23 protein-coding genes are annotated in these 20,153 nt (G+C 70.6%); 12 read left to right on the plus strand and 11 right to left on the minus strand.

Features of this window, described 5'->3' with window-relative positions:
- Window positions 1-41: 41 nt before the first annotated feature.
- The gene (locus tag ACQP06_RS18945) at window positions 42-788 is read right to left on the minus strand and encodes an SCO6745 family protein (RefSeq protein ID WP_433665869.1); all 747 of its coding nucleotides are present in this window, start codon (window positions 786-788) and stop codon (window positions 42-44) included.
- Between the two features lie 159 nt (window positions 789-947).
- On the opposite strand from ACQP06_RS18945, the gene ACQP06_RS18950 reads away from it, so the two are divergent.
- On the plus strand, window positions 948-1,658 hold the full coding sequence (locus tag ACQP06_RS18950) for a metal-dependent hydrolase (protein WP_379099898.1): 711 nt from the start codon (window positions 948-950) through the stop codon (window positions 1,656-1,658).
- Window positions 1,659-1,711: 53 nt separating this feature from the next.
- A complete protein-coding gene (locus ACQP06_RS18955) occupies window positions 1,712-2,206 on the plus strand; it encodes a phosphoribosyltransferase (RefSeq protein ID WP_433590296.1) in 495 nt (164 codons plus the stop codon).
- A gap of 78 nt (window positions 2,207-2,284) precedes the next feature.
- Here ACQP06_RS18955 and ACQP06_RS18960 read toward each other — a convergent pair whose 3' ends face one another.
- The 3 genes from ACQP06_RS18960 to ACQP06_RS18970 all read right to left on the minus strand — a co-directional run bounded on the left by ACQP06_RS18960 (window position 2,285) and on the right by ACQP06_RS18970 (window position 4,200).
- Window positions 2,285-2,776, minus strand: coding sequence for a peptidylprolyl isomerase (locus tag ACQP06_RS18960; protein ID WP_357085817.1), 492 nt, complete (start codon window positions 2,774-2,776; stop codon window positions 2,285-2,287).
- A 214-nt stretch (window positions 2,777-2,990) separates the two neighbouring features.
- The gene (gloA2, locus tag ACQP06_RS18965; protein ID WP_433665870.1) at window positions 2,991-3,377 is read right to left on the minus strand and encodes an SMU1112c/YaeR family gloxylase I-like metalloprotein; all 387 of its coding nucleotides are present in this window, start codon (window positions 3,375-3,377) and stop codon (window positions 2,991-2,993) included.
- Window positions 3,378-3,387: 10 nt separating this feature from the next.
- Window positions 3,388-4,200 (minus strand): LysR family transcriptional regulator, encoded by an 813-nt coding sequence (locus tag ACQP06_RS18970; protein ID WP_433665871.1) that lies wholly within the window; start codon window positions 4,198-4,200, stop codon window positions 3,388-3,390.
- A gap of 67 nt (window positions 4,201-4,267) precedes the next feature.
- Here ACQP06_RS18970 and ACQP06_RS18975 point away from each other — a divergent pair, with 67 nt between their 5' ends.
- Window positions 4,268-5,161 (plus strand): NAD(P)H-binding protein, encoded by an 894-nt coding sequence (locus ACQP06_RS18975; protein ID WP_433665872.1) that lies wholly within the window; start codon window positions 4,268-4,270, stop codon window positions 5,159-5,161.
- Between the two features lie 22 nt (window positions 5,162-5,183).
- On the opposite strand, the gene ACQP06_RS18980 is transcribed toward ACQP06_RS18975, so the two are convergent.
- Genes ACQP06_RS18980 through ACQP06_RS18990 form a run of 3 tightly spaced genes read right to left on the minus strand, consistent with a single transcriptional unit; the run spans window position 5,184 to window position 7,483 of the window.
- Complete coding sequence (locus ACQP06_RS18980; RefSeq protein ID WP_433665873.1) at window positions 5,184-6,041, minus strand: fructosamine kinase family protein; 858 nt, start codon at window positions 6,039-6,041, stop codon at window positions 5,184-5,186.
- Window positions 6,042-6,082: 41 nt separating this feature from the next.
- Window positions 6,083-6,871 carry a helix-turn-helix domain-containing protein gene (locus tag ACQP06_RS18985; protein WP_433665874.1) on the minus strand — a complete coding sequence of 263 codons (789 nt, stop codon included), beginning with the start codon at window positions 6,869-6,871 and terminating at the stop codon, window positions 6,083-6,085.
- Between the two features lie 54 nt (window positions 6,872-6,925).
- Window positions 6,926-7,483, minus strand: coding sequence for a sugar O-acetyltransferase (locus tag ACQP06_RS18990; RefSeq protein ID WP_433665875.1), 558 nt, complete (start codon window positions 7,481-7,483; stop codon window positions 6,926-6,928).
- Window positions 7,484-7,513: 30 nt separating this feature from the next.
- On the opposite strand from ACQP06_RS18990, the gene ACQP06_RS18995 reads away from it, so the two are divergent.
- From ACQP06_RS18995 to ACQP06_RS19005, 3 genes are all read left to right on the plus strand, one after another.
- The gene (locus ACQP06_RS18995) at window positions 7,514-8,407 is read left to right on the plus strand and encodes a TIGR03619 family F420-dependent LLM class oxidoreductase (protein WP_433665876.1); all 894 of its coding nucleotides are present in this window, start codon (window positions 7,514-7,516) and stop codon (window positions 8,405-8,407) included.
- Between the two features lie 91 nt (window positions 8,408-8,498).
- Window positions 8,499-8,852: an iron chaperone gene (locus ACQP06_RS19000; RefSeq protein ID WP_433665877.1), complete on the plus strand. Its 354-nt coding sequence runs from the start codon at window positions 8,499-8,501 to the stop codon at window positions 8,850-8,852.
- A 117-nt stretch (window positions 8,853-8,969) separates the two neighbouring features.
- Entirely contained in the window at window positions 8,970-10,178 is a 1,209-nt protein-coding gene (locus ACQP06_RS19005; RefSeq protein WP_433665878.1) for a hypothetical protein, read from the plus strand.
- On the opposite strand, the gene ACQP06_RS19010 is transcribed toward ACQP06_RS19005, so the two are convergent.
- From ACQP06_RS19010 to ACQP06_RS19020, 3 genes are all read right to left on the minus strand, one after another.
- The gene (locus tag ACQP06_RS19010) at window positions 10,179-12,155 is read right to left on the minus strand and encodes a DUF4153 domain-containing protein (RefSeq protein ID WP_433665879.1); all 1,977 of its coding nucleotides are present in this window, start codon (window positions 12,153-12,155) and stop codon (window positions 10,179-10,181) included.
- A 142-nt stretch (window positions 12,156-12,297) separates the two neighbouring features.
- Entirely contained in the window at window positions 12,298-13,227 is a 930-nt protein-coding gene (locus ACQP06_RS19015) for a HAMP domain-containing sensor histidine kinase (RefSeq protein ID WP_433673362.1), read from the minus strand.
- Between the two features lie 116 nt (window positions 13,228-13,343).
- On the minus strand, window positions 13,344-14,021 hold the full coding sequence (locus tag ACQP06_RS19020) for a response regulator (protein ID WP_433665880.1): 678 nt from the start codon (window positions 14,019-14,021) through the stop codon (window positions 13,344-13,346).
- Between the two features lie 119 nt (window positions 14,022-14,140).
- Here ACQP06_RS19020 and ACQP06_RS19025 point away from each other — a divergent pair, with 119 nt between their 5' ends.
- From ACQP06_RS19025 to ACQP06_RS19040, 4 genes are all read left to right on the plus strand, one after another.
- Window positions 14,141-14,692 (plus strand): hypothetical protein, encoded by a 552-nt coding sequence (locus tag ACQP06_RS19025; RefSeq protein WP_433665881.1) that lies wholly within the window; start codon window positions 14,141-14,143, stop codon window positions 14,690-14,692.
- A gap of 145 nt (window positions 14,693-14,837) precedes the next feature.
- Window positions 14,838-15,434 (plus strand): copper chaperone PCu(A)C, encoded by a 597-nt coding sequence (locus tag ACQP06_RS19030; RefSeq protein WP_433673363.1) that lies wholly within the window; start codon window positions 14,838-14,840, stop codon window positions 15,432-15,434.
- Window positions 15,427-16,656 carry a Dyp-type peroxidase gene (locus ACQP06_RS19035; protein ID WP_433665882.1) on the plus strand — a complete coding sequence of 410 codons (1,230 nt, stop codon included), beginning with the start codon at window positions 15,427-15,429 and terminating at the stop codon, window positions 16,654-16,656. Before ACQP06_RS19030 ends, ACQP06_RS19035 begins: the two co-directional genes overlap by 8 nt.
- Window positions 16,657-16,726: 70 nt before the next feature.
- A complete protein-coding gene (locus ACQP06_RS19040) occupies window positions 16,727-17,062 on the plus strand; it encodes a YnfA family protein (protein ID WP_379277844.1) in 336 nt (111 codons plus the stop codon).
- A gap of 153 nt (window positions 17,063-17,215) precedes the next feature.
- Here the strand turns inward: ACQP06_RS19040 and ACQP06_RS19045 are convergent, their stop codons facing one another.
- Complete coding sequence (locus ACQP06_RS19045; protein ID WP_433665883.1) at window positions 17,216-17,851, minus strand: TetR/AcrR family transcriptional regulator; 636 nt, start codon at window positions 17,849-17,851, stop codon at window positions 17,216-17,218.
- A 118-nt stretch (window positions 17,852-17,969) separates the two neighbouring features.
- Between ACQP06_RS19045 and ACQP06_RS19050 the strand changes: the two genes are divergently transcribed.
- Both ACQP06_RS19050 and ACQP06_RS19055 read left to right on the plus strand, forming a co-directional pair.
- Window positions 17,970-19,421, plus strand: a complete 1,452-nt coding sequence (locus ACQP06_RS19050) for an MFS transporter (protein WP_433665884.1) — start codon at window positions 17,970-17,972, stop codon at window positions 19,419-19,421.
- Window positions 19,418-20,104 (plus strand): SGNH/GDSL hydrolase family protein, encoded by a 687-nt coding sequence (locus ACQP06_RS19055; protein WP_433665885.1) that lies wholly within the window; start codon window positions 19,418-19,420, stop codon window positions 20,102-20,104. Before ACQP06_RS19050 ends, ACQP06_RS19055 begins: the two co-directional genes overlap by 4 nt.
- Window positions 20,105-20,153: the final 49 nt, after the last annotated feature.

Below are 20,153 nucleotides of genomic sequence, written 5' to 3' on the forward strand. Positions count from 1 at the left end.
GGACCACCGGGTGGGCCGCGACCAGCCCACCCGGATCTCGATCAGCGGCTGCCGAACACCGTGGCGTGACACGAGGTGAGCAGCGCCGCCAGCTCGTCGCCCTGCTTGTCGTCCAGCACCGCGAACGCGGGCGCGATCAGATCCTCGGTGATCTGCTCGGCCTGCATCCAGCGGCCCTTCAACTCCGCGGTGATCTCGTCGAACGGCTCCGGCCAGCCGAAATTGCGCGCCTGATCCGGACCCGGCTTCAACGGCGAGCCCGCGATCAGAACCGCCTGCAGCGGGGTCAGACCGCTGCCCAGCACGCCGATCAGATGCAAGCCGCCGCGCAGCTCCCGCAGAATGTGGATCAGCTGCAGCACCAGGCCCGGCGCGTCCTCCGCCAGCGGCAGCGCCCGCCACCCGGCGAACAACGGCACACCCGCCGGATTCGCCGCGGCCACCACCGGTAGCAGTAGCTCCGCCAGCCGGCCCGAATCATCGAAGTCGGCCAGCTTGCGGCGGCCGAAGTCCTGGCAGGCCTTCAGATAGCCCGCCGCGCCCGCCTCCGCCGTCATCCCCGCGGTCGACTCCCACGCCTGCCGGATGGCATCGGGACGGAAGAACCCGAACGCCGCGGTCACCACGTCCGCGTCCACATCACCCAGCACACCGCCGCGGCCACGCGTATAGCCCGGCAGGAAGCCGGGGACACCGGTGCTCTCGGCGAAGGATCGGGCCTCCCGGGAGAACATGAATCCCCCGCCGATCTGCTGAATCTGATCCTTCACCGCGGACGCTACCGACATGTCCGATCCTCTCTGAACGGAAAGCGCAATCGATCCGAGACTATTGGAGGCCCGCCACCCCCTGCACCCGGGTCACCCGAAAGCGATCCGGAACACACCCCGAAAACCAAACCGGCTGCCCTGAAAAGGGATTCGAACCCGTACGTTAACCTTCAAGTGGTGCTAGGACATTCACATGCGACCAGCGGCGCGCTCGCCTGGTCGGCGGCTGCCGCGGCGCTGCCGCTCACCGTCTTGACCTATCCCGCAGTGCAATCCGGGGCCATCGGCTCCGTCGATCTGGTGATGGGCACCTTCCTCACCGCGGGCGCGGCGCTGCTCCCCGACGCCGACCACCCCTCGGGAACCATTTCCCATGTGCTCGGGCCGGTCTCGCACTACGCGTGCAAGTTCATCTCGTGGATCTCCGGCGGGCACCGCCACGGCACCCACTCCTTCGCCTTCGTCGCCGCCGTCACCTACGGCACCTGGGCCGGGGAACACCTGCTCGGCCGCAACTTCACCCTCGCCCTCGTGTTCTTCCTGCTCGCTCTCGCGGTCAAGGCGCTGGGCCTGGCCCCCAGCGGCGACGGCCTCAAATCCTGGGGCACCGTCGTCATCCTCGCCGTCTGCGGCACCTTCGCCATCGACCACTGGATCAGCGACAAACCGCTCTGGCTGCCGTTCTCCGTCGGCCTCGGGGCTCTCGCCCACCTGATCGGCGACTGCCTCACCGACCGCGGCTGCCGGCTACTGTGGCCGCTCAAACTCCGCACCCGCGTCCCGATCATCGACCGCACCGGCAACAAGGTCGAAACCATGGTGCTGGTACCGCTGTTCGCCCTCGCCACCCTCGCCCTGCTCTGGTACACGATCACCCACCAGCCCTGACCCCGGCTCGTATGATCACGAAGACCACCGCAGCGGCCAGAACGGAGTCGAGCATGAGCGATCGCGAAGAACTGAGCTGGGAACTGTTCGGAAACGCCGGCCGGGAACTGGCCCAGCTCATCGCCGACGACGGCTTCGAACCCGACCTCATCCTCTCCATCGCCCGCGGCGGGCTCTTCGTCGCCGGCTCCCTCGGCTACGCCCTCGACGTCAAGAACCTCCACGTCATGAACGTCGAGTTCTACACCGGCGTCGACCAGCGCCTGGACCTGCCGGTCATGCTGCCGCCCGTGCCCAGCGCCGTCGACCTGACCGGCGCCACCGTGCTGGTCGCCGACGACGTGGCCGACACCGGTAAGACGCTGAAACTGGTGCGCGACTTCTGCTCCGACCACGTCGCCGAGGTCCGCTGCGCGGTCATCTACCAGAAGCCGCATTCCGAAGTGGACTGCGAATACGTGTGGAAACGCACCGACAAATGGATCAACTTCCCCTGGTCGGTACAGCCGCCCGTGGTGGAACGCAAACACCGCGTCCTGGACGCCTGAGCCAAACCTCGTACGCGGCAAAGACAACGGCCCGGAACCATCAGGTTCCGGGCCGTTCGTTGAATTGTCGCGAGTAGGTCAGACCAGCTCGGCGGACAGGATGGTGATGGCCTCGACCGGGACATCCTGGTGGCCGGACTTGTTGCCGGTCTGCACACCCTCGATGGCGTCCACGACGGCCTCGCCGTCGACGACCTTGCCGAACACCGCGTACCCGAAGCCGTCCTGGCCCGGGTAGTTCAGGAAACCGTTGTTGCTGGTGTTGATGAAGAACTGCGCGCTGGCCGAATGCGGGGCCGAGGTGCGCGCCATGGCGACGGTGTACTTGTCATTCTTCAGGCCGTTGGCGGCCTCGTTCTCGACCGTCTGCGGGGCCGGCTTCTGCTGCATGTTCGCAGTCAGGCCGCCACCCTGAATCATGAAGTTCGGGATCACGCGGTGGAACACGGTGTCCGCGTAGTGGCCCGACTTCACGTAGTCGACGAAGTTGGCAACGGTCTTCGGTGCCTTGGCGTCGTCCAGTTCCAGGGTGATGTCCCCGGCGGAGGTCTTCAGGAGCACTTTGGTCATGTTGCCCATCGTATGGGAGCGCCCAATCCAGCGACCGAGCGGCATCGAATACCCGCTCCCCTCTTCGAGGTTCGCTGGTGATGGGTGTGGTCAGGAAGGTGCGCGCGGTAGTGCGTACCGGAGGTGGTTCGAAACGGAGCTACATGCGTAGATGCGCATAGTTCCATTTCCTAATGGTCGAGTTAGAAGGTCCCGGCGGGGCCGGGATCCAACCTCATGCTTCGTACAGTTCGAGCGGCAGTCCGTCGGGATCGGCGAAGAACGCGAACCGCTTCCCCGTGTACTCGTCGACCCGCTCCTCCTCCACGGCCACTCCCCTCCCCCGCAGCTCGGCCAGGGCCTCCCCCACATTCGGCACCACGAACGCCAGGTGCCGCAGGCCGGCCGCCTCGGGGCGCGAGGGGCGTGGCGGCGGCTCCGGAAACGAGAACAGTTCCAGCTGCCCGCCATCCGGCAGGGCGAGATCCAGCTTGTACGAGCGCCTTTCAGCCCGATAATTCTCCGCGAGAATCCGCAGGCCGAGAATTTCGGTGTAAAAGGACTTCGACTTCTCGTAATCCGACGCGATGATCGCGACGTGGTGAATTCGCAGCAGCTGCACCTCCGCAACGCTAGCGCACACCATTTCGCAAGGCGGGAATGGCGAGGTCGAGGAATTCGCGGACGAGTTTGGCCGGGTCGGCGGCGACGGCCAGACAGGTTTCGGAGCCGGGAGCGTCGGCGACGGGGCGGTGGACGAGGTCGGGGCGGACGTAGGCGCGGGCGACGCTGCGCGGAACGATGAGGAGGCCGTGGCCGGAGGCGATGAGTTCGAATTTCTCCTCGAGGGTGGGGGTTCGGCGGGCGGCGACGTCGAGCATGCGTTCGCCGTCGAGGTCGGCGAGGGTGAGTTCGGGGCGCGCGGCGAGGCGGTGGGCGGCGGGGAGGCAGGCGACGCCGGGGTCGTGGCCGATGGGGATGACGCGGAGGCCGGTTTCGTCGAAAGGCCGCCGGAGGTAGGCGATCTGGGCGCGACCGTCGCGCAGGGGTGCGTCGCGTTCCCACCAGCGGGCAGGCACGACGTCGGTTTCGACGTCGGGGTGGCGGGTGGAGAAGTCGCGGAGGATCTCGGAGACGTGGAGTCCGACGGAGAAGGCGACGACGAGGCGGCGGACGCCGCGGTCGGCGTTGTGGACGCGGCGGAGGGCGGCGTCGACGGCGGCGAGGATGCCTTGGGCTTCCTCGTAGAGCTGGTGGCCGGCGGCGGTGAGTTCGACGCTGCGGGTGGTGCGGATGAGCAGGGTGCAGTCGAGTTCGCGTTCGAAGGCCTTGATCTGGCGGCTGAGGACGGGTTGGGCGATGTAGAGCTGTTGCGCGGCGCGGCCGAAGTTGCGGTGCTCGGCTACGGCGGCGAAGTAGCGGAGCTTGCGCAGGTCCAGATCCATACCCTCACGGTATCAATTGCTGGAAAGGGTCTTGGACGTCGCGACGGCCGGTCACGAGACTCGAAGCATGATCGTTCTTACCGCTCCCACCGGGCACATCGGTGGCCAGTTGTTGCAGATACTCCTCGAAACCTCTTCTCGCACCGATGAATTACGTGTGATCGTGCGTGATCCGGCGAAGTTGCCGGAGTCGGTCCGGTCCCGGGTCGATGTCGTCACCGGGTCGCACGGTGATCCCGATGTGGTGGATCGGGCGTTCGCCGGTGCCGACGCGGTCTTCTGGCTGGTTCCGCCGGATCCCGCCGGGGCGAGTCTGGATGCCGCGTTCTCCGGGTTCACCCAGGCCGCGGCGAAGGCGTTCACCGCGCACGGGGTCGGGCATGTGGTGGGTGTGTCCGCGCTCGGACGCGGGACTGCGGTGGCGGGTCGTGCCGGGCATGTGACGGCGTCGCTGGCGATGGACGACCTCATCGCGGGTTCGGGTGTGGCGTATCGGGCGCTGGCCAACCCGTCGTTCATGGACAACCTGGTGTGGCAGGCGAACTCGATCCGCGAGGACGGGGTGTTCACCGGCACGGTGCCGGCCGATCGCAAGGCCCCGACGGTGGCGACGCGTGATATCGCGGCGGCGGCCGCGGGTCTGCTGCTGGACCGTTCCTGGTCGGGCGCCGGGGAGGTGGCGTTGCTGGGGCCGGAGGATCTGTCGCCGAACGATATGGCGCACATCGTGTCCGAGGTGCTCGGCCGGTCGGTGCGGTACGAGCGTCAGTCTCTGGAGCAGGCTCACGCCGTGCAGATCGCGCGTGGGGTGAGTGAGGCGATGGCGACCGCGTTCGTGGACATGATGCGTGCCAAGAACGAGGGTCTCGATGATGGTGTGCCGCGCGCGGAGGCGGCCGCGAGCCCGACGACGTTCCGTGCGTGGTGCGAGCAGGTCCTGGCTCCCGTGGTCGGTGCCTGACCGATCCGCGAGAGCTGAGACGTCAGCCCGCGAGGGCTGAGGCCGCGGCGGCGAGCAGCATCCCGCGATAGGACCCGCCGAAGAGCACCACGTGCACCAGCAGGGGATGCAGCTGGTGCAGTGGGACCCGTTGCCGCCAGCCCGAACTCAGGGGTGCGGCGTCCTGGTACGCGCCGAGGATGCGGTCGAGGTAGGGCGCGCCGAACAGGGCGAGCATGGCGAGGTCCGTCTCCCGGTGTCCGCCGTGTGCGGCCGGGTCGATGAGCAGTGCGCGGCCGGCCGACCACAGGATGTTTCCGGACCAGAGGTCTCCGTGCAGGCGGGCGGGTGGTTCGGGTGGTCCGGCGAGGTCGGTGATGCGCTCCATGACGCGTTCGATCAGGCGTTGGCCGTCGCGGCCGAGTTCGGGGGCGGCGGCGGGGAGGTAGGGGGCCAGGCGGTGTTCGGCGTACCAGGTTCCCCACTCCCCTGTGCCGGGTGTGTTGTCCAGGGGCAGGGTCGCGATGTATCCGGGCCAGGGCGCTCCGAATGTCTCGGGGTGGGTCGTGTGCAGGGTGGCGAGGTCGTGTCCGAGGTGTTCGGCGGCTGCGGGGTCGGCGGGTTGTGGTGGCTGCCAGGGCAGGACGAGCATGCGTTCGTCGGCGGCGACGACGGTGGGGACGAGGCCGGCGTGCCCGGTGGCGAGCCAGTGCAGCCCGGCGGCTTCGGCGGTCAAGATTCCGTCGATGCCCGGGTCGTTGTCGTCGACGGCTTTGACGAACAGTTCTCGTCCGTCGGTCATGTCGGCGCGGTGGAGGGTCCAGGCGTGGCTGTGGCCGAGTGGGTGCAGGTGCGCGACGGGGGTGCCGGTGAGGTGGGCGAGGTGCGCGGGCACGTCCATGGATCCTCATTGTGCGGTATCGGACCACCCGCGCGGACCGACTAGTCGGATGGAGTGAGTCGTTCCCGGAGCAGGGCCGCGGTGGCGGCGTCGGCGGGCAGGAACGCTTCGATGGCGAGTTCGGCGACGGTCACGTTCATGGGTGTGCCGAAAACCGTGGTGGCGCTGAGGAAGGCGAGTTCGTGTCCGTCGAGCCGCATCCGCAGCGGCACCACGGCCTGGTCGGGTTCGGGCAGGCCGGGGCCGTCCTCGCCGCCGGGGTAGGTGCGCATTTCGTCGAGCAGGTCGGTGAGTTCGGGTGATCCGGTGACGTCGATCTGGCGTTGCAGCCGTTCGAACAGGTGGCCGCGCCATTCGGCGAGGTTGATGATGCTGCCCGCGAGGCCGTCGGGGTGCAGGGTCAGTCGCAGGGCGTTCACCGGTGGGCGCAGCAGCGCCGGGTCGAGTCCGTCGAGGAACAGGGCGATCCCGGCATTGGCGTCGATCATGGTCCAGGCGGCGTCGATGGCGAGGGCGGGGTGGGGTTCGAGGCCGGTGAGGATCTGCCGGACGGCGTCGCGGATGGGGCGCATGGCGGGGGTGTCGAGTTCGGGTTCGGCGTACACGGGGGCGTATCCGGCGGCGAGCAGCATCCGGTTGCGTTCGCGCAGCGGGATGTCGAGTTCGTCGGACAGGTGCAGCAGCATGTGGCGGCTGGGGGTGGCGCGGCCGGTTTCGATGAAGCTCAGGTGCCGGGTGGAGGTGTCCGCGCGGCCGGCGAGTTCGAGCTGGCTGAGCCGGCGCGCGGTGCGCCAGTGTCGCAGCAGGTCGCCAGCGGTGGGTGTCGCCATCCTCCGATCCTACGAACGATCAACCACGCCAAGCCATTACCCCGCGGGTAATGCTCACAGTTCGCGGATGACGCGGGCCGGGTTGCCCGCGGCGAACACCTTGGCGGGCAGGTCGCGGGTGACGACGCTGCCCGCGCCGACGACGGTGTTGGCGCCGATGGTCACGCCCGGGCAGACGATGACTCCGCCGCCGAGCCACGCGTTGTCGCCGATGCTGATGGGTGCGGCGGTTTCCCAGCGGGCGCGGCGCAGTTCGTGGTCGTCCATGGGGTGCAGGGCGGTGAGCAGTTGGGCGCGCGGGCCGATGGAGACGTCGTCGCCGATGGTGACCGGGGCGCAGTCGAGGATGATGGCGTCGTAGTTGAGGAAGCTGTTGCGGCCCAGCCGGATCAGGTGGCCGTAGTCGCATTGGAAGCGCGGCATGATCCAGGAGCCCTCGCCGATGGCGCCGAGCAGTTGTTCGAGTACGGCGCGCCGTTGTGCGTCCTCCCCGGCGCGGGTGGCGTTGAAGGTGTCGAGCAGTTCTTGGCAGCGGCGGCGTTCGGCGACGAGTTCGGGGTCGTTGTCGCGGTAGAGCTCGCCGGCGAGCATGCGGTCCTTGTGTTCACCCACGCTCCCATCCTGTCTGGTATCACCGGAGGAGTGAAAATTGGTTTCTCGCTTCCACAGTTCGGTGCCCAGGCCCGGGAGGGCGCACGGATCGCGCAGTACGCGACGGCGTTGGAGGAGGCGGGCGCCGACAGTTTGTGGGTGGGTGACCGGCTCATCGCCGCGACCAACCCGTCGGTCGGGTACGGCGGGACCGACCGGATTCCCGACGAGTTCAACGCGGTGCTGGATCCGTTCCTGGTGCTGGGGATCGCGGCGGCGGTGACCGAGCGGGTGCGGTTGGGCGCGAATGTGCTGATCGCGCCGATGTATCGGCCCGCGCTGCTGGCGCGGTCGCTGACCACGATCGATGTGGTGAGTCAGGGGCGGCTGATTCCCGGATTCGGGATCGGGTGGTCGCCGGAGGAGTACGCGGCCGCGGGTGTGCCGTTCGCGCAGCGCGGGGCGCGGCTGGACGAGACCCTGGACGCGCTCGAGGCCATCTGGTCCAGCGACCCGGCCGGGTACGAGGGCCGGTTCGTGTCGGTGCCCGAGCATCGCAGCGAGTTGAAGCCGGTGCGGCGGCCCCCGATTCACCTGGGCGCGTTCAATCCGGCCGCGTTGGCCCGCATCGGGCGGCGCGGGGACGGGTGGCTGCCGGTGGTTCCGGTGCCGGGTCCGCCCGGATGGGGCAAGCAGCTGCTGGCTCTGCGGGGGATGATCGACGACGCGGCGGTGGCGGCGGGTCGTGATCCGGCTGCCATCGGGACGGTGCTGCGGGTGAACGTGGCGGCGGGCACCGATCTCGAGCAGGTGGCGCAGACCGTCGAAACGGTCGCGGCCGATACCGGATTCGACGACTTCTTCATCGACCTGCTCTACGTCACCGACTCCGTCGACGGCATGCGGGACGCGGCGTTGCGGCTGCTGGAGCGGCTGAACGGCTGAAACGCCTGGCATCGGTCCGGTGCGGGCGGACGGCCCGGTACCGTCGAGTCGGACGAAGCTCTCTCCCCGAGCTACGGAAGGGTGGCCGTACATGACAGAGCCCGAGACCGTCGACGACTATCTGGCCGCCCAGCCCGCCCCGGCCCGCGCCGCCCTCGAGAAGATTCGCGCCACCATCCACGCCGCCCTGCCCGACGCGTCGGAGACCATCAGCTACCAGATCCCCGCGGTGCAGGTGAACGGCAAGGCCGTCATGTATTTCGCGGGCTGGAAGACCTTCCTGTCGGTGTACCCGGTGCCCGCCGGTGACGACGGGTTCCAGCGGGCGATCGCGCCCTACCTGAAGGGCAAGGGCACGTTGAAGTTCCCGCTGCGCGACCCCATCCCCTACGACCTCATCGGGGACGTCGCGGTCCGGCTGGCCGCGCAGCGCGGAGGCCGCTGACCTCGGGATGGGCGTAACCGGCCGGCAACGGGCATACTCGATCCCGTTGTGCCACAGGGCCGCCGGGCGACCGTCCGGGAACACGGCCCGGGTTCGTGTCGAAGGGAGTCCCGACCGGTGCGGTTGCGGGCGAATCCGGTCGTACTGGCCGGAGTCATCGGGGTCGGAATGCCGGTGCTCGCGGCGGGGGTGATCGCGGGGCTCACCATCGACGACGGTGACAGTGGGCCGGACTCGGCGAGCAGAACCACGACCACACCGGAGGCGGCGACTCCCCAACCCACATCTGCGGCGCCGACCGCGACTCCGGTGGCCACGCTCGCCGCGGACCCGGATCCGGTGGGCTTCCAACCCGATTCGATCAACTTCGTCTCCGCGGACGAGGGCTGGGTGCTGGGCCGCAGCTATCCGTGCCCGGCCCTGCTGTGCCAGGCGTTGCGGCACACCACCGATGGGGGGCGCACCTGGCGGGAGATGCCGCTCCCGGCACCGCTGCGCGACGCCGGTCACCATGGTGGATGGGTGAAGTTCGCCGACGCCCGCAACGGCTGGATCGGGACCCGCGACAAGCTGTTCGCCACCCACGACGGCGGAACCAGCTGGCGTGAGACCGATATCGACATCAAGACGGCGGAACCGGCCTGGTCGCTCACCGTGTCCGAGGGCGCCGTCTGGGTGGCGGCCGCGCGAGCCGATGAGCAGACCGCGGTGTTCACCAGCCCCATCACTCGCGACGCGTGGACCGGACCGATCGAGGTCGCGGTGCCCGGCGCCGGCGGCCCCTACCCGGTCCCCGTGGTGTCGGCTGCCGGAAGCCGTGCCTGGATGGTGGTCACCGGCCGCGGCAGGAACGGCGCCCGCATGGTCGACGGCACCTGGACGCCGTGGCAGTTGCCGTGCGGGAGCAGCGGGCCCGCCGACTGGCACGCGGTATCGGAGAAGCGGCTCGTGGCGCTGTGTGGTCTCCCGGCATCCGCTGACGGCAGCGCCACCCGGGTGGTGACCTCGGTCGACGGGGGCGTCACGTTCACCGAGACCGGGCAGCTGTCCCCGTCCCGGTCCGCCAAGGCCGTGTTGCTGCCCGCCGATGCCGCCCATCTGGTCGCCGCCGTCGACGAACACCTGCTGACATCCACCGACGGCGGCGAGACCTGGACCACCGCCTACACCGCACCCGACCGCGGCTGGCAGCCGGTCTCGGGTGAGTTCGTCACCGAGACAACCGGTTTCGTGGTGCTGAGCCGCCCCGGAAACGGACCGGTGCCCACCATGATGCTCGTCACCCGCGACGCGGGTCAGAGCTGGACACCGGTCGGCTTCGGCTGATCAGCGGGTCGCGGTCGCGCGCGAGAAGTTCCAGCCCTGCCAGGAATCGTCCTTCAGGCGTTCGCGGACGGCATTCGCGATGGCGGAGCGCTGGGGCTCGGGCAGCCGGTCGGTGGCGGGCAGCACGTCCGGGGACAGGTCCGACAGGTAGTAGGTGTCGAGGGGCTTGCCCGACTGCCAGCGCGCGATATTGCGGTCGGCGACGAAACCCTCCGGGTTCAGGACCGACAGGGCGAGCAGGGTCGTCAGGGCGGCGCCGACGGCCACGCGCGGCACCCAGTACCGGCGCAGGCGCACCAGGCTGGCGAGCAGCATCAGGTACACCAGGGCGATCCAGCCTTCGAACACCTGCACCAGCAGCCGCAGCAGGGTGAACCCGTACGCCTGCTGATAGGTCCACATGCGGTGCATCGCCGACGCCACGATCACCAGCGCCAGGCCGATCACCACGGCGATCGCGATCCGCAGCCAGCGGCGCTCGGTGACATCGTCCTGCGCGGCGAAACGCAGCACGACACCGATCACGGCGAGAGTCAGCAGGCTCACGACCAACAGCTGCCAGAAGCCGCTGCGCGCGTACTCGGCGTAGGTGAGGCTCGCGGTGCGCTGCACGTAGCCGTCGCCACCGAACAGCACCGCCACCTGGGTGGCCACGAACGCCGCGAACACGATCGTCAACGCGCCCACCGGGATTCCCCACTCCAGCGGCGAGAACCGGCGCACGCCCCGGCCCTGGCCGGAGTGCGAGTCGTCGTCCACCGCCGCCGGAGGCGGACCGGCCAGCAGGTACAGCGCCCCGGCCACCCCGGACCCGGCGACCAGGAACACCGCACCCCACCGCATCACGGCCGGAACGTCGACGGCCGGGATCAGCCCGTCCACCAGACCCGCGAACACCGCGTCGGCCCCCGCCAGCAGCGGCACCATGATCAGCAGCAGCGCGGCAGCCGCACCGATCGACCACCACACCCGCGCGGTGCCCGTTCCCACCCGCTCCCGAGTGCGGGTCATGGCCCGATACAGCCACGGCCACGAATTCAGGCCCGCGAACGGCACCGCGAGCACGTCGAACCAGGCCCCGTACGCCGACCGCGGCACCACCGCCAGCGACCCGGCCACCGCCGCACCGGCCAGGCACAGCACGAAAAGCCAGGGCGCGGCCCGGAAAGCACCCACCGACAGCAGGGCCAACGCCACACCCGTCCACCAGACACGACCCCAGGGCACGTCCCCGAGACCGGCGGGCAGCAGGCCACCGATACCCGTGACAGGCCCGGTGTTCGCCGACGACGGTGTTTCGGCCGCTGCCTGATCGGCGCGGGCCGCGCGGTCACTCGCGACATCGTCGCGGGCGTCACCGGGTTCGCCCGCTCCGCTCAGGCGCGTCTGCGGTCCCTCGTCCACGCGGTCGACGTCACTCCGGTCCGAGTCGTCCTCGGCGTTCCGCGCCGCGTTCCGCGCCGCGCGATCGACCGCGTACACCGTGCCGGTGATCGCGATGCCGGCGAGCAACCATCCGATGCCGGGACGATCCAGGGGTACCAGTACCGCGGCCGCACACCCCGCAGCGGCCGTGGCGGCAAGCAACCCGTTCGGCGCCGGAACACGCTCCGACCGCGACGGAATCCGTTGCGGCGCAGCACGAAACGGCCACGGCTGAGCGGATGGTGGAACTGCGGCGGTACGGGGCTGCCACGCGCCCGGCCACGCGGCCGGCCACTGCGCGGGACCACCGGCACCCGTCGGCGCGGCACCCGCCATCGCAGGCGCCTGCTGCGGTACCGCGGCCGCCGAGACCAGAGGCCGGGTCGGATCGGCGAGTGCGGGATCGGCGATCGCCCCTCCCACCACGGGCACAGCCGCGTTCTCGGTGGCCATGGCCGGTTCGGGAACCGGCGCGGCGGCACGCTCGGCCGACGCCGCCGGATCAAGGGCGGCCGATTCGACAGCCGGAGTCTCGGTGGCGGAGGAGCTCACCGATGCCGATGCCGTGGGATCGGGAGGTGGTGTTGGTGTGGGTTTGTCGGGCATAGGTTCCTCCATCGGGGTGTGCGGGACCGGCCCGGGGAGCGCGGTGCGCCGCCGGGACACGGTCGGGAATGGGTGAAAAGACTGTCGGTCAGGATGAGGGCAGGGTGATGCGGATGCGGGAGCCCGGGTCGGCGACGGCGATGGTGCCGCCGTGCAGGTCGACGATCCAGCGGGCGATGGCCAGACCCAGGCCGGTGCCGCCGCCGCTGGCGCGGCCGCCGCGGGTGAAGCGTTCGAAGACGCGGGCGCGTTCGGCGGCGGGAATGCCGGGGCCGTCGTCGGAGACCTCGATGACGACGCGGCCGTGGAAGGTATGGGCGTGGACGCGGACCTCACCGTGGGCGGGGCCGTGACGGGTCGCGTTGTCGAGCAGGTTGAGCAGCACCTGGTGCAGGCGGGCGGGGTCGGCGTGCACGGTCAGGCCGGGGGCGACGGCGACGGTGAAGCGGACCGGCCGGTCCACGGCGGCGGCCATCACCTCCGCTTCGGCGACCACCTCGCTCAGCAGCGGCTCGAGCTCCACCGGTTCGCGGTCCAGACGCACCGCGCCCGCCTCGATGCTCGACAGGGCGAGCAGTTCCGAGACCAGCAGGCTCAGCCGCTGGGTCTGGGCGAGGGCGGTGCGCAGGGTCGCCGGATCCGGTTGGGCGACACCGTCGACCAGGTTCTCCAGCACCGCGCCCAGGGCGGTGATCGGGGTGCGCAGTTCGTGGGACACATTGGCGATGAACTCGCGCCGCTGCTGATCGGCGGCGGCCAGGTCGGCGGCCATCTGGTTGAACGCCACCGCCAGCTGACCGACCTCGTCGCGGGAGGTGGCGCGCACCCGGCGCGAATAGTCGCCCTGCGCCATGTGTTTGGCGGCGGCGGTCATCTCCCGCAATGGCATCGTCATCCCGTGGGCCAGCACCTGGGAGATCAGCAGCGCGAACACCATGGCGACGACGGTGGCGCGCGGCGGCAGCACACCGATGCGGATCGCGAAGTAGCCGAACGCGGCCGTGCCGGAGCCGACCATGAGGATCGCCAGTTTCGCCTTGATCGACGGCACCCGGTCCAGGGGCCGCGGCAGGCGGGCCGCCACCCGGTTCGCGAACGCCCGCACCCCGCTCGCCGGAGCCGCGGTCTCGCCGATCACCGGGTCTCCAGGGCGTAGCCGACGCCGTGTACGGTGCGAATGAGGTCCGCGCCCAGCTTGCGGCGCAACGCCTTGATGTGGCTGTCCACCGCACGCGTGCCCGAGGCGTCGGACCACCCCCACACCTCGCTGAGTAGTCGTTCGCGCGCGAGCACCGTGCGCGGCCGCCGCGCCAGGTGCACGAGCAGTTCGAATTCCAGTGGTGTGAGCTGGGTTTCGCTGTCCGCGCGCCACACCCGCCGCTGATCGGTGTCGATGCGCAGGTCACCGACGAGGATGGTGGCCACGGTCGCGGCGGTGCGTTCCACCCGGCGCAGCAGGGCGTGGACGCGGGCGGCGAGCACCCGCATGGAGAACGGTTTGGTCAGATAGTCGTCGGCGCCGACGCCGAGCCCGACGAGCATGTCGGTCTCGTCGGTGCGGGCGGTGAGCATGAGCACCGGGACCGGGCGGCGCGCCTGGATGCGGCGGCACACCTCGAGTCCGTCGAAACCGGGCAGCATCACATCCAGCACCACCAGGTCCGGATCCCCGGCCGCCTCGGCCGCCACCCCGGCGGGACCGTCGTGGGCGATGTCGACGACGTAGCCCTCGGCGCGCAGGCGGGCGGCGATCGATTCGGCGATGGTCGGCTCGTCCTCGACCACCAGGATCCGGCGCGCACTGGTTTCCATGCAGCCGACATTAGGCAACCGGCGTGGAGATCGAACGCGCCGCGTGTGGAGATGTTGTGGAGACCCAGGTCATACCACCTGGAAACATCGACGACGACACGACGTCGTAGCATGACGCGGTGCGCTCACCGACGGATCACACCGCGCGCCTGCGCGGCGCTGCCGTCGGCGCGTCCTCGGGGGCGGTCGCCATTCTCGCGCACGGACTCGGCGGTGGCGCGACCCTGACCCAAGGCTCCGCGCTACCCCTGCTGGTGGGCGCGTGCACGGTGATCGGGGTCGTGGTGGCGACGCTGCGGCCACGCTACGGGCTCGCCGGGACCATGGGTCTGCTGGCGGCCGGGCAGGCCCTCGGGCACGCGGCATTGTCGATGCCGCCCGGGCACCATCATCATTCGACGCCCGCGGGCATGCTGATCGCCCACCTGGTGGCGATCCCGGTGGGCGCGCTGGTGATTCGCGCCGCCGAGACCGGCCTGCGCCGCGCTGTCACCGGTGTGCGGCGGTTCCTGCTCGCTCTCGGCGCGGTTCTCACCCCGCCGACACGGCCCGTGCACGCGCGGGTGGCCGATGATCGGGCCGAAGCGCGGCGTCTGCTGGTCAGTCCGGGGATCGGACGTCGCGGCCCGCCGGTGGCCGCCGCCTCGTCCATCCACCTCGCGCCGATCTAGGTCCGCGACACCCGTTTCCCGCGCCGTCGATGAGCTCCACGGGCTCGCTCGACGAATCAGCGCTGCGCCGAACGGGGTTCGCCCGGGACCGATCCGGGGTGGTCCTTCCTTCACCCCTGACCTACGGAGTACCCCCATGTCCCAGATGCCCTTCTGCCACGGATTCCGGTTGCGCACCGGCGGGTTCGCGCGCCGCGTGGGCGCGGCCGCCGCGATCTCGACACTGGCCCTGCTGCCCGTCGCCTGCTCGAACTCCCCGTCCGCCTCCGACACCGCGGGCACCGCCGCCGAGCAGATCACCCTGACCGATCAGTGGATCAAGGCCGTCCCGACCGTGAACCCCGCCGAGCACCCCATGTCCGGCGCGTTCGGCGTCTTCCACAACAAGTCCGACAAGCCGGTCAACCTGGTCGCGGCCACCAGCCCCGCCTCGGAGACCGTCGAGATCCACGAGACCGCGCCCAACGGGGCGGGCGAGAAGATGATGCGCCCCAAGGCCGGTGGCCTGGTCATCCCCGCCCACGGTGACGCCACCCTCGCACCCGGCGGCGACCACCTGATGTTCATGGGCCTCAAGGCCCCGCTGCGCACCGGCTCGGAAACACCCATCACGCTGACCTTCTCCGACGGCTCGACCACGACCGTCACCGCGCAGGTGCGCGACTTCGCGGGCGGCAAGGAGAGCTACCAGCCCTCCGGCGACGGCGCGGGTTCCGGAGACAAGGCCGCCCACGGTGGCTGACCCGGCACAATCCCCCGCGCGAGTGTCGCGGCGGCGACTACTCGGCGGCGGGGCCGTCGCGGCGAGCGCGGCCGGCGTCGCCGGGATCGGCTGGGGCGCGGCCACACTCACCCACCGTGAACACGACCGCGACCCCGGACTGGACACCGTCGCCTTCCACGGCCCCCACCAGGCGGGCATCGCCACCGAACCGCCCCGGCACGCCACCTTCGCCGCCTTCGATCTCGCGCCGGGCGCGGGCCGCGAGGACATCATCGGGCTACTGAAGATCTGGACCGATGACGCCGCGCGTCTCACCCAGGGCAAACCCGCGCTCGCCGACACCGAACCGGAACTGGCCGCCCGGCCCGCCCGGCTCACCGTGACGGTCGGGTTCGGGCCAGGACTGTTCACCGCCGCCGGGCTCGACGCGCACCGCCCGTCCTGGCTGAAACCCTTGCCGCCGTTCACCATCGACCGGCTCGATCCCGCCTTCTGCGGCGGCGATCTGCTGGTGCAGGTGTGCGGGGAGGAGGCCACCACGGTCGCGCACGCGGTGCGGGTGCTGTCCAAGCACGTGAAATCGCTGGTGTCGATCCGGTGGGTGCAACGCGGGTTCCGGGACGCGCCGCGCGGGCAGACCATGCGGAATCTGATGGGGTCGGTCGACGGGACCGTCAACATCGCCCCGGCCACACCGGATTTCGATCGCCTGGTGTGGGACGACGGGGCGCGGCAGCCGTGGCTCGCGGGCGGCACGTCGATGGTGTTGCGGCGCATCGCCATGAACCTCGACACCTGGGACGAGCTCGACGCCGACGGGCGCGCCCTCACCGTCGGGCGCACCGTCGACACCGGCGCGCCGCTGTCGGGGACCCGCGAATTCGACGAACCCGATTTCGCGGCGACCGACCGTTACGGCATCCCGAAGATCCCGCCGTCGTCGCACATCGCGCGCGCCCACCACGCGCACGACGGGGAACGGTTCCTGCGCCGCGGCTACAACTACGACGACGCGCCCGCACCCGGGCAGGTGTCGAAGTCAGGGCTGCTGTTCGCGTCGTTCCAGCGCGACGTCGACGCCCAATACCTGCCGGTGCAGCAGCGGCTGGCCGAGTTCGACGCGCTCAACCAGTGGACCATCCCGGTCGGTTCGGCGGTGTTCGTCATCCCGCCCGGGGTGCCCGGGCCGGGCGGCTACCTCGGGCAGCGACTGTTCGAGAACGCCCCGGCGCGACCGTGATCGGCCCCGGCCGGACCGCACGCGAGGCGGTCCGGCCGGGGATCGCGCCCGGACTCTAGGGTGTGCTCCCATGACCGTGTTGCGATCGATCGTGTTGTTCGGGCTGGCCGCCGTCGCCGAAATCGGTGGCGCCTGGCTGATCTGGCAGGGGGTCCGGGAGCACCGCGGCTGGGCGTGGATGGGCGCGGGCGTGATCGCGCTCGGCTGCTACGGGTTCGTCGCCACCCTGCAACCCGACGCCCACTTCGGCCGGATCCTCGCCGCCTACGGTGGCGTGTTCGTGGCGGGATCACTGCTGTGGGGCATGGTATTCGACGGATTCCGGCCCGACCGCTGGGATGTGATCGGGGCGCTGGTGTGCGGGCTGGGGGTCGCGCTCATCATGTACGCGCCACGCCCGGCATGAAATACACCGGCGCATTGCTCCACGTGAAACCGGCTGCGCCCGAACTGCATTCACGCACTCCGCGCATTCAGGTCGAGGGTTGGCGATCAGTGCATCGAGTGCAATAAAGCCATGCGCGAACCGATCACGAATTCCCGCAGGTCACAGCCATGATCACCGCTGAGGCGCGGAACCGAGCAGGCCGTCGATGATCGCGCGCGCCGTCGGCAGTGCCGCCTCATCACCCAGACGGGTCGCGGTGTTCGCCGCCGACACCACCGCGTCGAACTGGAACGCGACTGCCCGCGGATCCAGTCCGGTCATCGCGCCCTGCTCCTGGGCGCGGCCGATCTCCTTGGCCAGCACCGTGAACCAGTCCGCGCGATCGGCGGCCAGCGCGTCACGCACCGGGCCGGGACGGCTGTCGAACTCCGGCTGGCAGGCGCCCCGGAAGCAGCCGCCGGGCAGCACCGGCTCACCGATGTAGTCGAACCAGCGGTCCATCAGCGCGCGCAGCCGCGGCAGGCCCGGGTCCGCGGTGAGGGCCGGGCGCACGACATTGTCGATGAACACCTCGCGCGCGGCGGCCACCGCGGCCAGTTGCAGGTTCTCCTTGCTGCCGAACAGGGTCGCCACCCCGGACTTGCTGACCCCGAGGTCCTCGGCCAGCCGGCCCAGACTCAGCCCCGTCAGCCCCTCGACGGAGGCGACGTCGGCGGCGTGGCGGGCGATGCTCGCGCGGGCCCGCGCGCCCTTGAGCCGACGCTGATCGGAAATCTCCTGGTCGGAAGCGCGCACCGGTTCGTCCATGAATCCATCCTCGCATCACCTGTTGCGTAAACGCACGATCGGTCGTACTTTTCAACAATACGAACGATCGTGCGTACTGTTTTGATCCCGCTCCCGACCCTCACGCAGAGAGCCCGTCATGACCGACACCACCCACCGTCCGAGCGCCGACGCCTCCCCACCCGCACCCGCCACCACCGGCACCCCCGCGACCGCCCCCGCCGACTCCGGCCGCGCGGCCAAACTCGCCCTGCTCGTCGCCTCCGGCGCGGCCTTCATGTCCTTCCTCGACCTGTCCGTGGTCAATATCGCCTTCCCCGAGATCACCCGCGACTACCCCGACACCGCCGCCGGCACCCTCACCTGGGTGGTCAGCGGCTACGCCGTCGCCTTCGCCGCCCTGCTCACCCCCGCCGGGCAACTCGCCGACACCCTCGGCCGCGGCCGCGTATTCCTCACCGCCCTGACCGGATTCGCCCTCACCTCCCTGCTGTGCGCCCTCGCACCCGGCGCCGAATGGCTCATCGCCGGACGGTTCCTGCAAGGCGGCACCGCGGCCTTCCTCATTCCCGCCGGTCTCGCGCTCGTCCTGAGCAGCAGCCCACCCGAACGCGTCGGCATGGCCATGGCCGCCTGGACCGCCGCGGGCGGATTCGCCGCGACCGTCGGCCCGGCCGTGGGCGGGGCACTCGTGGACTGGTTCGGGTGGCGGTCGGTGTTCGTCATCAACGTGCCCGTCGCGGCCGTGCTCATCGCCGCCGGATGGCGACTGGCCCGCGGCGAGCACCGGCAGCCGCACGGACTGCCCGATCTCCTCGGGGCCGTCGCCACCGGACTCGGCATCGGCACCGTCGTCGCCGCGGTCACCCAAGGACAGCAATGGGGGTGGACCGACGCCCGCACCCTGGGCAGCGCGCTGATCGGAGTCGTCCTGCTGAGCCTGGCGTTGTGGCGGTCGCGGCGGCATCCGCGCCCGGCCATCGCCATCGGACTGTGGCGCAGCCGCGCCTACGCTCTCGTCAACGCCGTCTCGTTCGTCTTCGGCGCCACCATGTTCGCGTGGCTGCTGGCCGGACCGCTGTGGCTCGACGCCATCTGGCAGTACTCCGTGCTGGAGTCCGCGGCGGCCATGAGCATCGGCGCGGGCGCATCCATGATCACCGCGGTCGTCGCCGGCCGCGCCCCCGTGCCGTGGCAGCGCTGGCTCGGCGCGCTGGGCGCGTCGATGTTCGCCGCGTCCACCTTCTACATGAGCACCGGGGTCTTCGACACCGAGCCCGCGCTCTGGTCCGGGTGGGTGCCCGCCGGAATCCTGGGCGGCGGCGGCATCGGCATCCTCGTCACCGTGCTGGGCACCGCCGCCGCGCGGGCGCTGCCGCCGCAGCGGTTCGCGGCCGGGGTCGGCATGAACATCACCGCCCGCCAGTCCGGCGGCGCGCTCGGGGTCGCGCTGCTGGCCGCGGTGTTCGCCGCCCATCCCGGGCAGCCGCTGACCGCCTTCCACACCCTGTTCGCGTGCTGTGCCGCCATCGCCGTCGTCACGGCCGTGCTCGCGGCGCTGCCCATCCGCAACGAGGAGACCCCCTCATGACCGACCGCACCGAGACCACCGATCCCTACACGCTCTCCGATGCGGCGGCCGTCGCCATGATGCGCGCGGTGCCGTTCCGCCGCCTCGCCGTCATCGGCGACTCCACCGCCGCGGGCACCGGCGACCCGTGGCCCGGCTACGAAACCGTGTCGTGGGCGGACCGATTGGGCCGCTGGCTGCATGCCGCGCACCCCGACGCCGCCTACCTCAACACCGGCGTGGTCGGTGCGGTCATCGCCGACGTGCGCGCCGGGCAACTGCCCGCGCTCGAGGAGTTCGGGCCGGATCTGGTGGTCGTCTCCTGCGGCGGCAACGATCTGTTCCTGCGCGACGCCGGCCCGCTGACCGTGGAAGCCGATCTCGACGATCTGTGTGCGAGCGTCGCCGCCACCGGCGCGCGGCTCGCGCTGTTCACCCTCGCCGACGCCTATATCGGGCGACTGGCCCCGCTGCGGCCGCGGTTCGCCGAATTCGCGCAGTCGATCCGCCGCATCGCCCACCGCCGCGACGCCGTCCTCACCGAATTCTGGGACCACCCCGCGCGGCTGCGCGAGGACTGGCTCTCGGCGGACCGCATCCACCTCACCATGGCCGGGCACGCCGTGGTCGCGGCCGAACTCGCCAAGAGCCTGGCCCGTCACCACGCCCGCGAGGTTCCGCCCGAACTCATCGGACGGCCCTGACCCCGAAACGACCGATGCCGCATCGGGTGCACGTACGCACCCGATGCGG

Origin of the sequence: Nocardia sp. CA-136227 (assembly GCF_050955695.1) — a bacterium.
Lineage (GTDB): Bacteria > Actinomycetota > Actinomycetes > Mycobacteriales > Mycobacteriaceae > Nocardia.

What these genes read in the sequence shown, in the direction of transcription:
- ACQP06_RS18945 (WP_433665869.1), bottom strand. Translation starts at nt 788, where the DNA reads ATGTCGGTAGCGTCCGCGGTGAAGGATCAGATTCAGCAGATCGGCGGG.
- ACQP06_RS18955 (WP_433590296.1), top strand. Translation starts at nt 1,712, where the DNA reads ATGAGCGATCGCGAAGAACTGAGCTGGGAACTGTTCGGAAACGCCGGC.
- ACQP06_RS18960 (WP_357085817.1), bottom strand. Translation starts at nt 2,776, where the DNA reads ATGACCAAAGTGCTCCTGAAGACCTCCGCCGGGGACATCACCCTGGAA.
- ACQP06_RS18970 (WP_433665871.1), bottom strand. Translation starts at nt 4,200, where the DNA reads ATGGATCTGGACCTGCGCAAGCTCCGCTACTTCGCCGCCGTAGCCGAG.
- ACQP06_RS18975 (WP_433665872.1), top strand. Translation starts at nt 4,268, where the DNA reads ATGATCGTTCTTACCGCTCCCACCGGGCACATCGGTGGCCAGTTGTTG.
- ACQP06_RS18980 (WP_433665873.1), bottom strand. Translation starts at nt 6,041, where the DNA reads ATGGACGTGCCCGCGCACCTCGCCCACCTCACCGGCACCCCCGTCGCG.
- ACQP06_RS18985 (WP_433665874.1), bottom strand. Translation starts at nt 6,871, where the DNA reads ATGGCGACACCCACCGCTGGCGACCTGCTGCGACACTGGCGCACCGCG.
- ACQP06_RS19000 (WP_433665877.1), top strand. Translation starts at nt 8,499, where the DNA reads ATGACAGAGCCCGAGACCGTCGACGACTATCTGGCCGCCCAGCCCGCC.
- ACQP06_RS19015 (WP_433673362.1), bottom strand. Translation starts at nt 13,227, where the DNA reads ATGGTCGGCTCCGGCACGGCCGCGTTCGGCTACTTCGCGATCCGCATC.
- ACQP06_RS19020 (WP_433665880.1), bottom strand. Translation starts at nt 14,021, where the DNA reads ATGGAAACCAGTGCGCGCCGGATCCTGGTGGTCGAGGACGAGCCGACC.
- ACQP06_RS19030 (WP_433673363.1), top strand. Translation starts at nt 14,838, where the DNA reads ATGCCCTTCTGCCACGGATTCCGGTTGCGCACCGGCGGGTTCGCGCGC.
- ACQP06_RS19040 (WP_379277844.1), top strand. Translation starts at nt 16,727, where the DNA reads ATGACCGTGTTGCGATCGATCGTGTTGTTCGGGCTGGCCGCCGTCGCC.
- ACQP06_RS19045 (WP_433665883.1), bottom strand. Translation starts at nt 17,851, where the DNA reads ATGGACGAACCGGTGCGCGCTTCCGACCAGGAGATTTCCGATCAGCGT.
- ACQP06_RS19050 (WP_433665884.1), top strand. Translation starts at nt 17,970, where the DNA reads ATGACCGACACCACCCACCGTCCGAGCGCCGACGCCTCCCCACCCGCA.
- ACQP06_RS19055 (WP_433665885.1), top strand. Translation starts at nt 19,418, where the DNA reads ATGACCGACCGCACCGAGACCACCGATCCCTACACGCTCTCCGATGCG.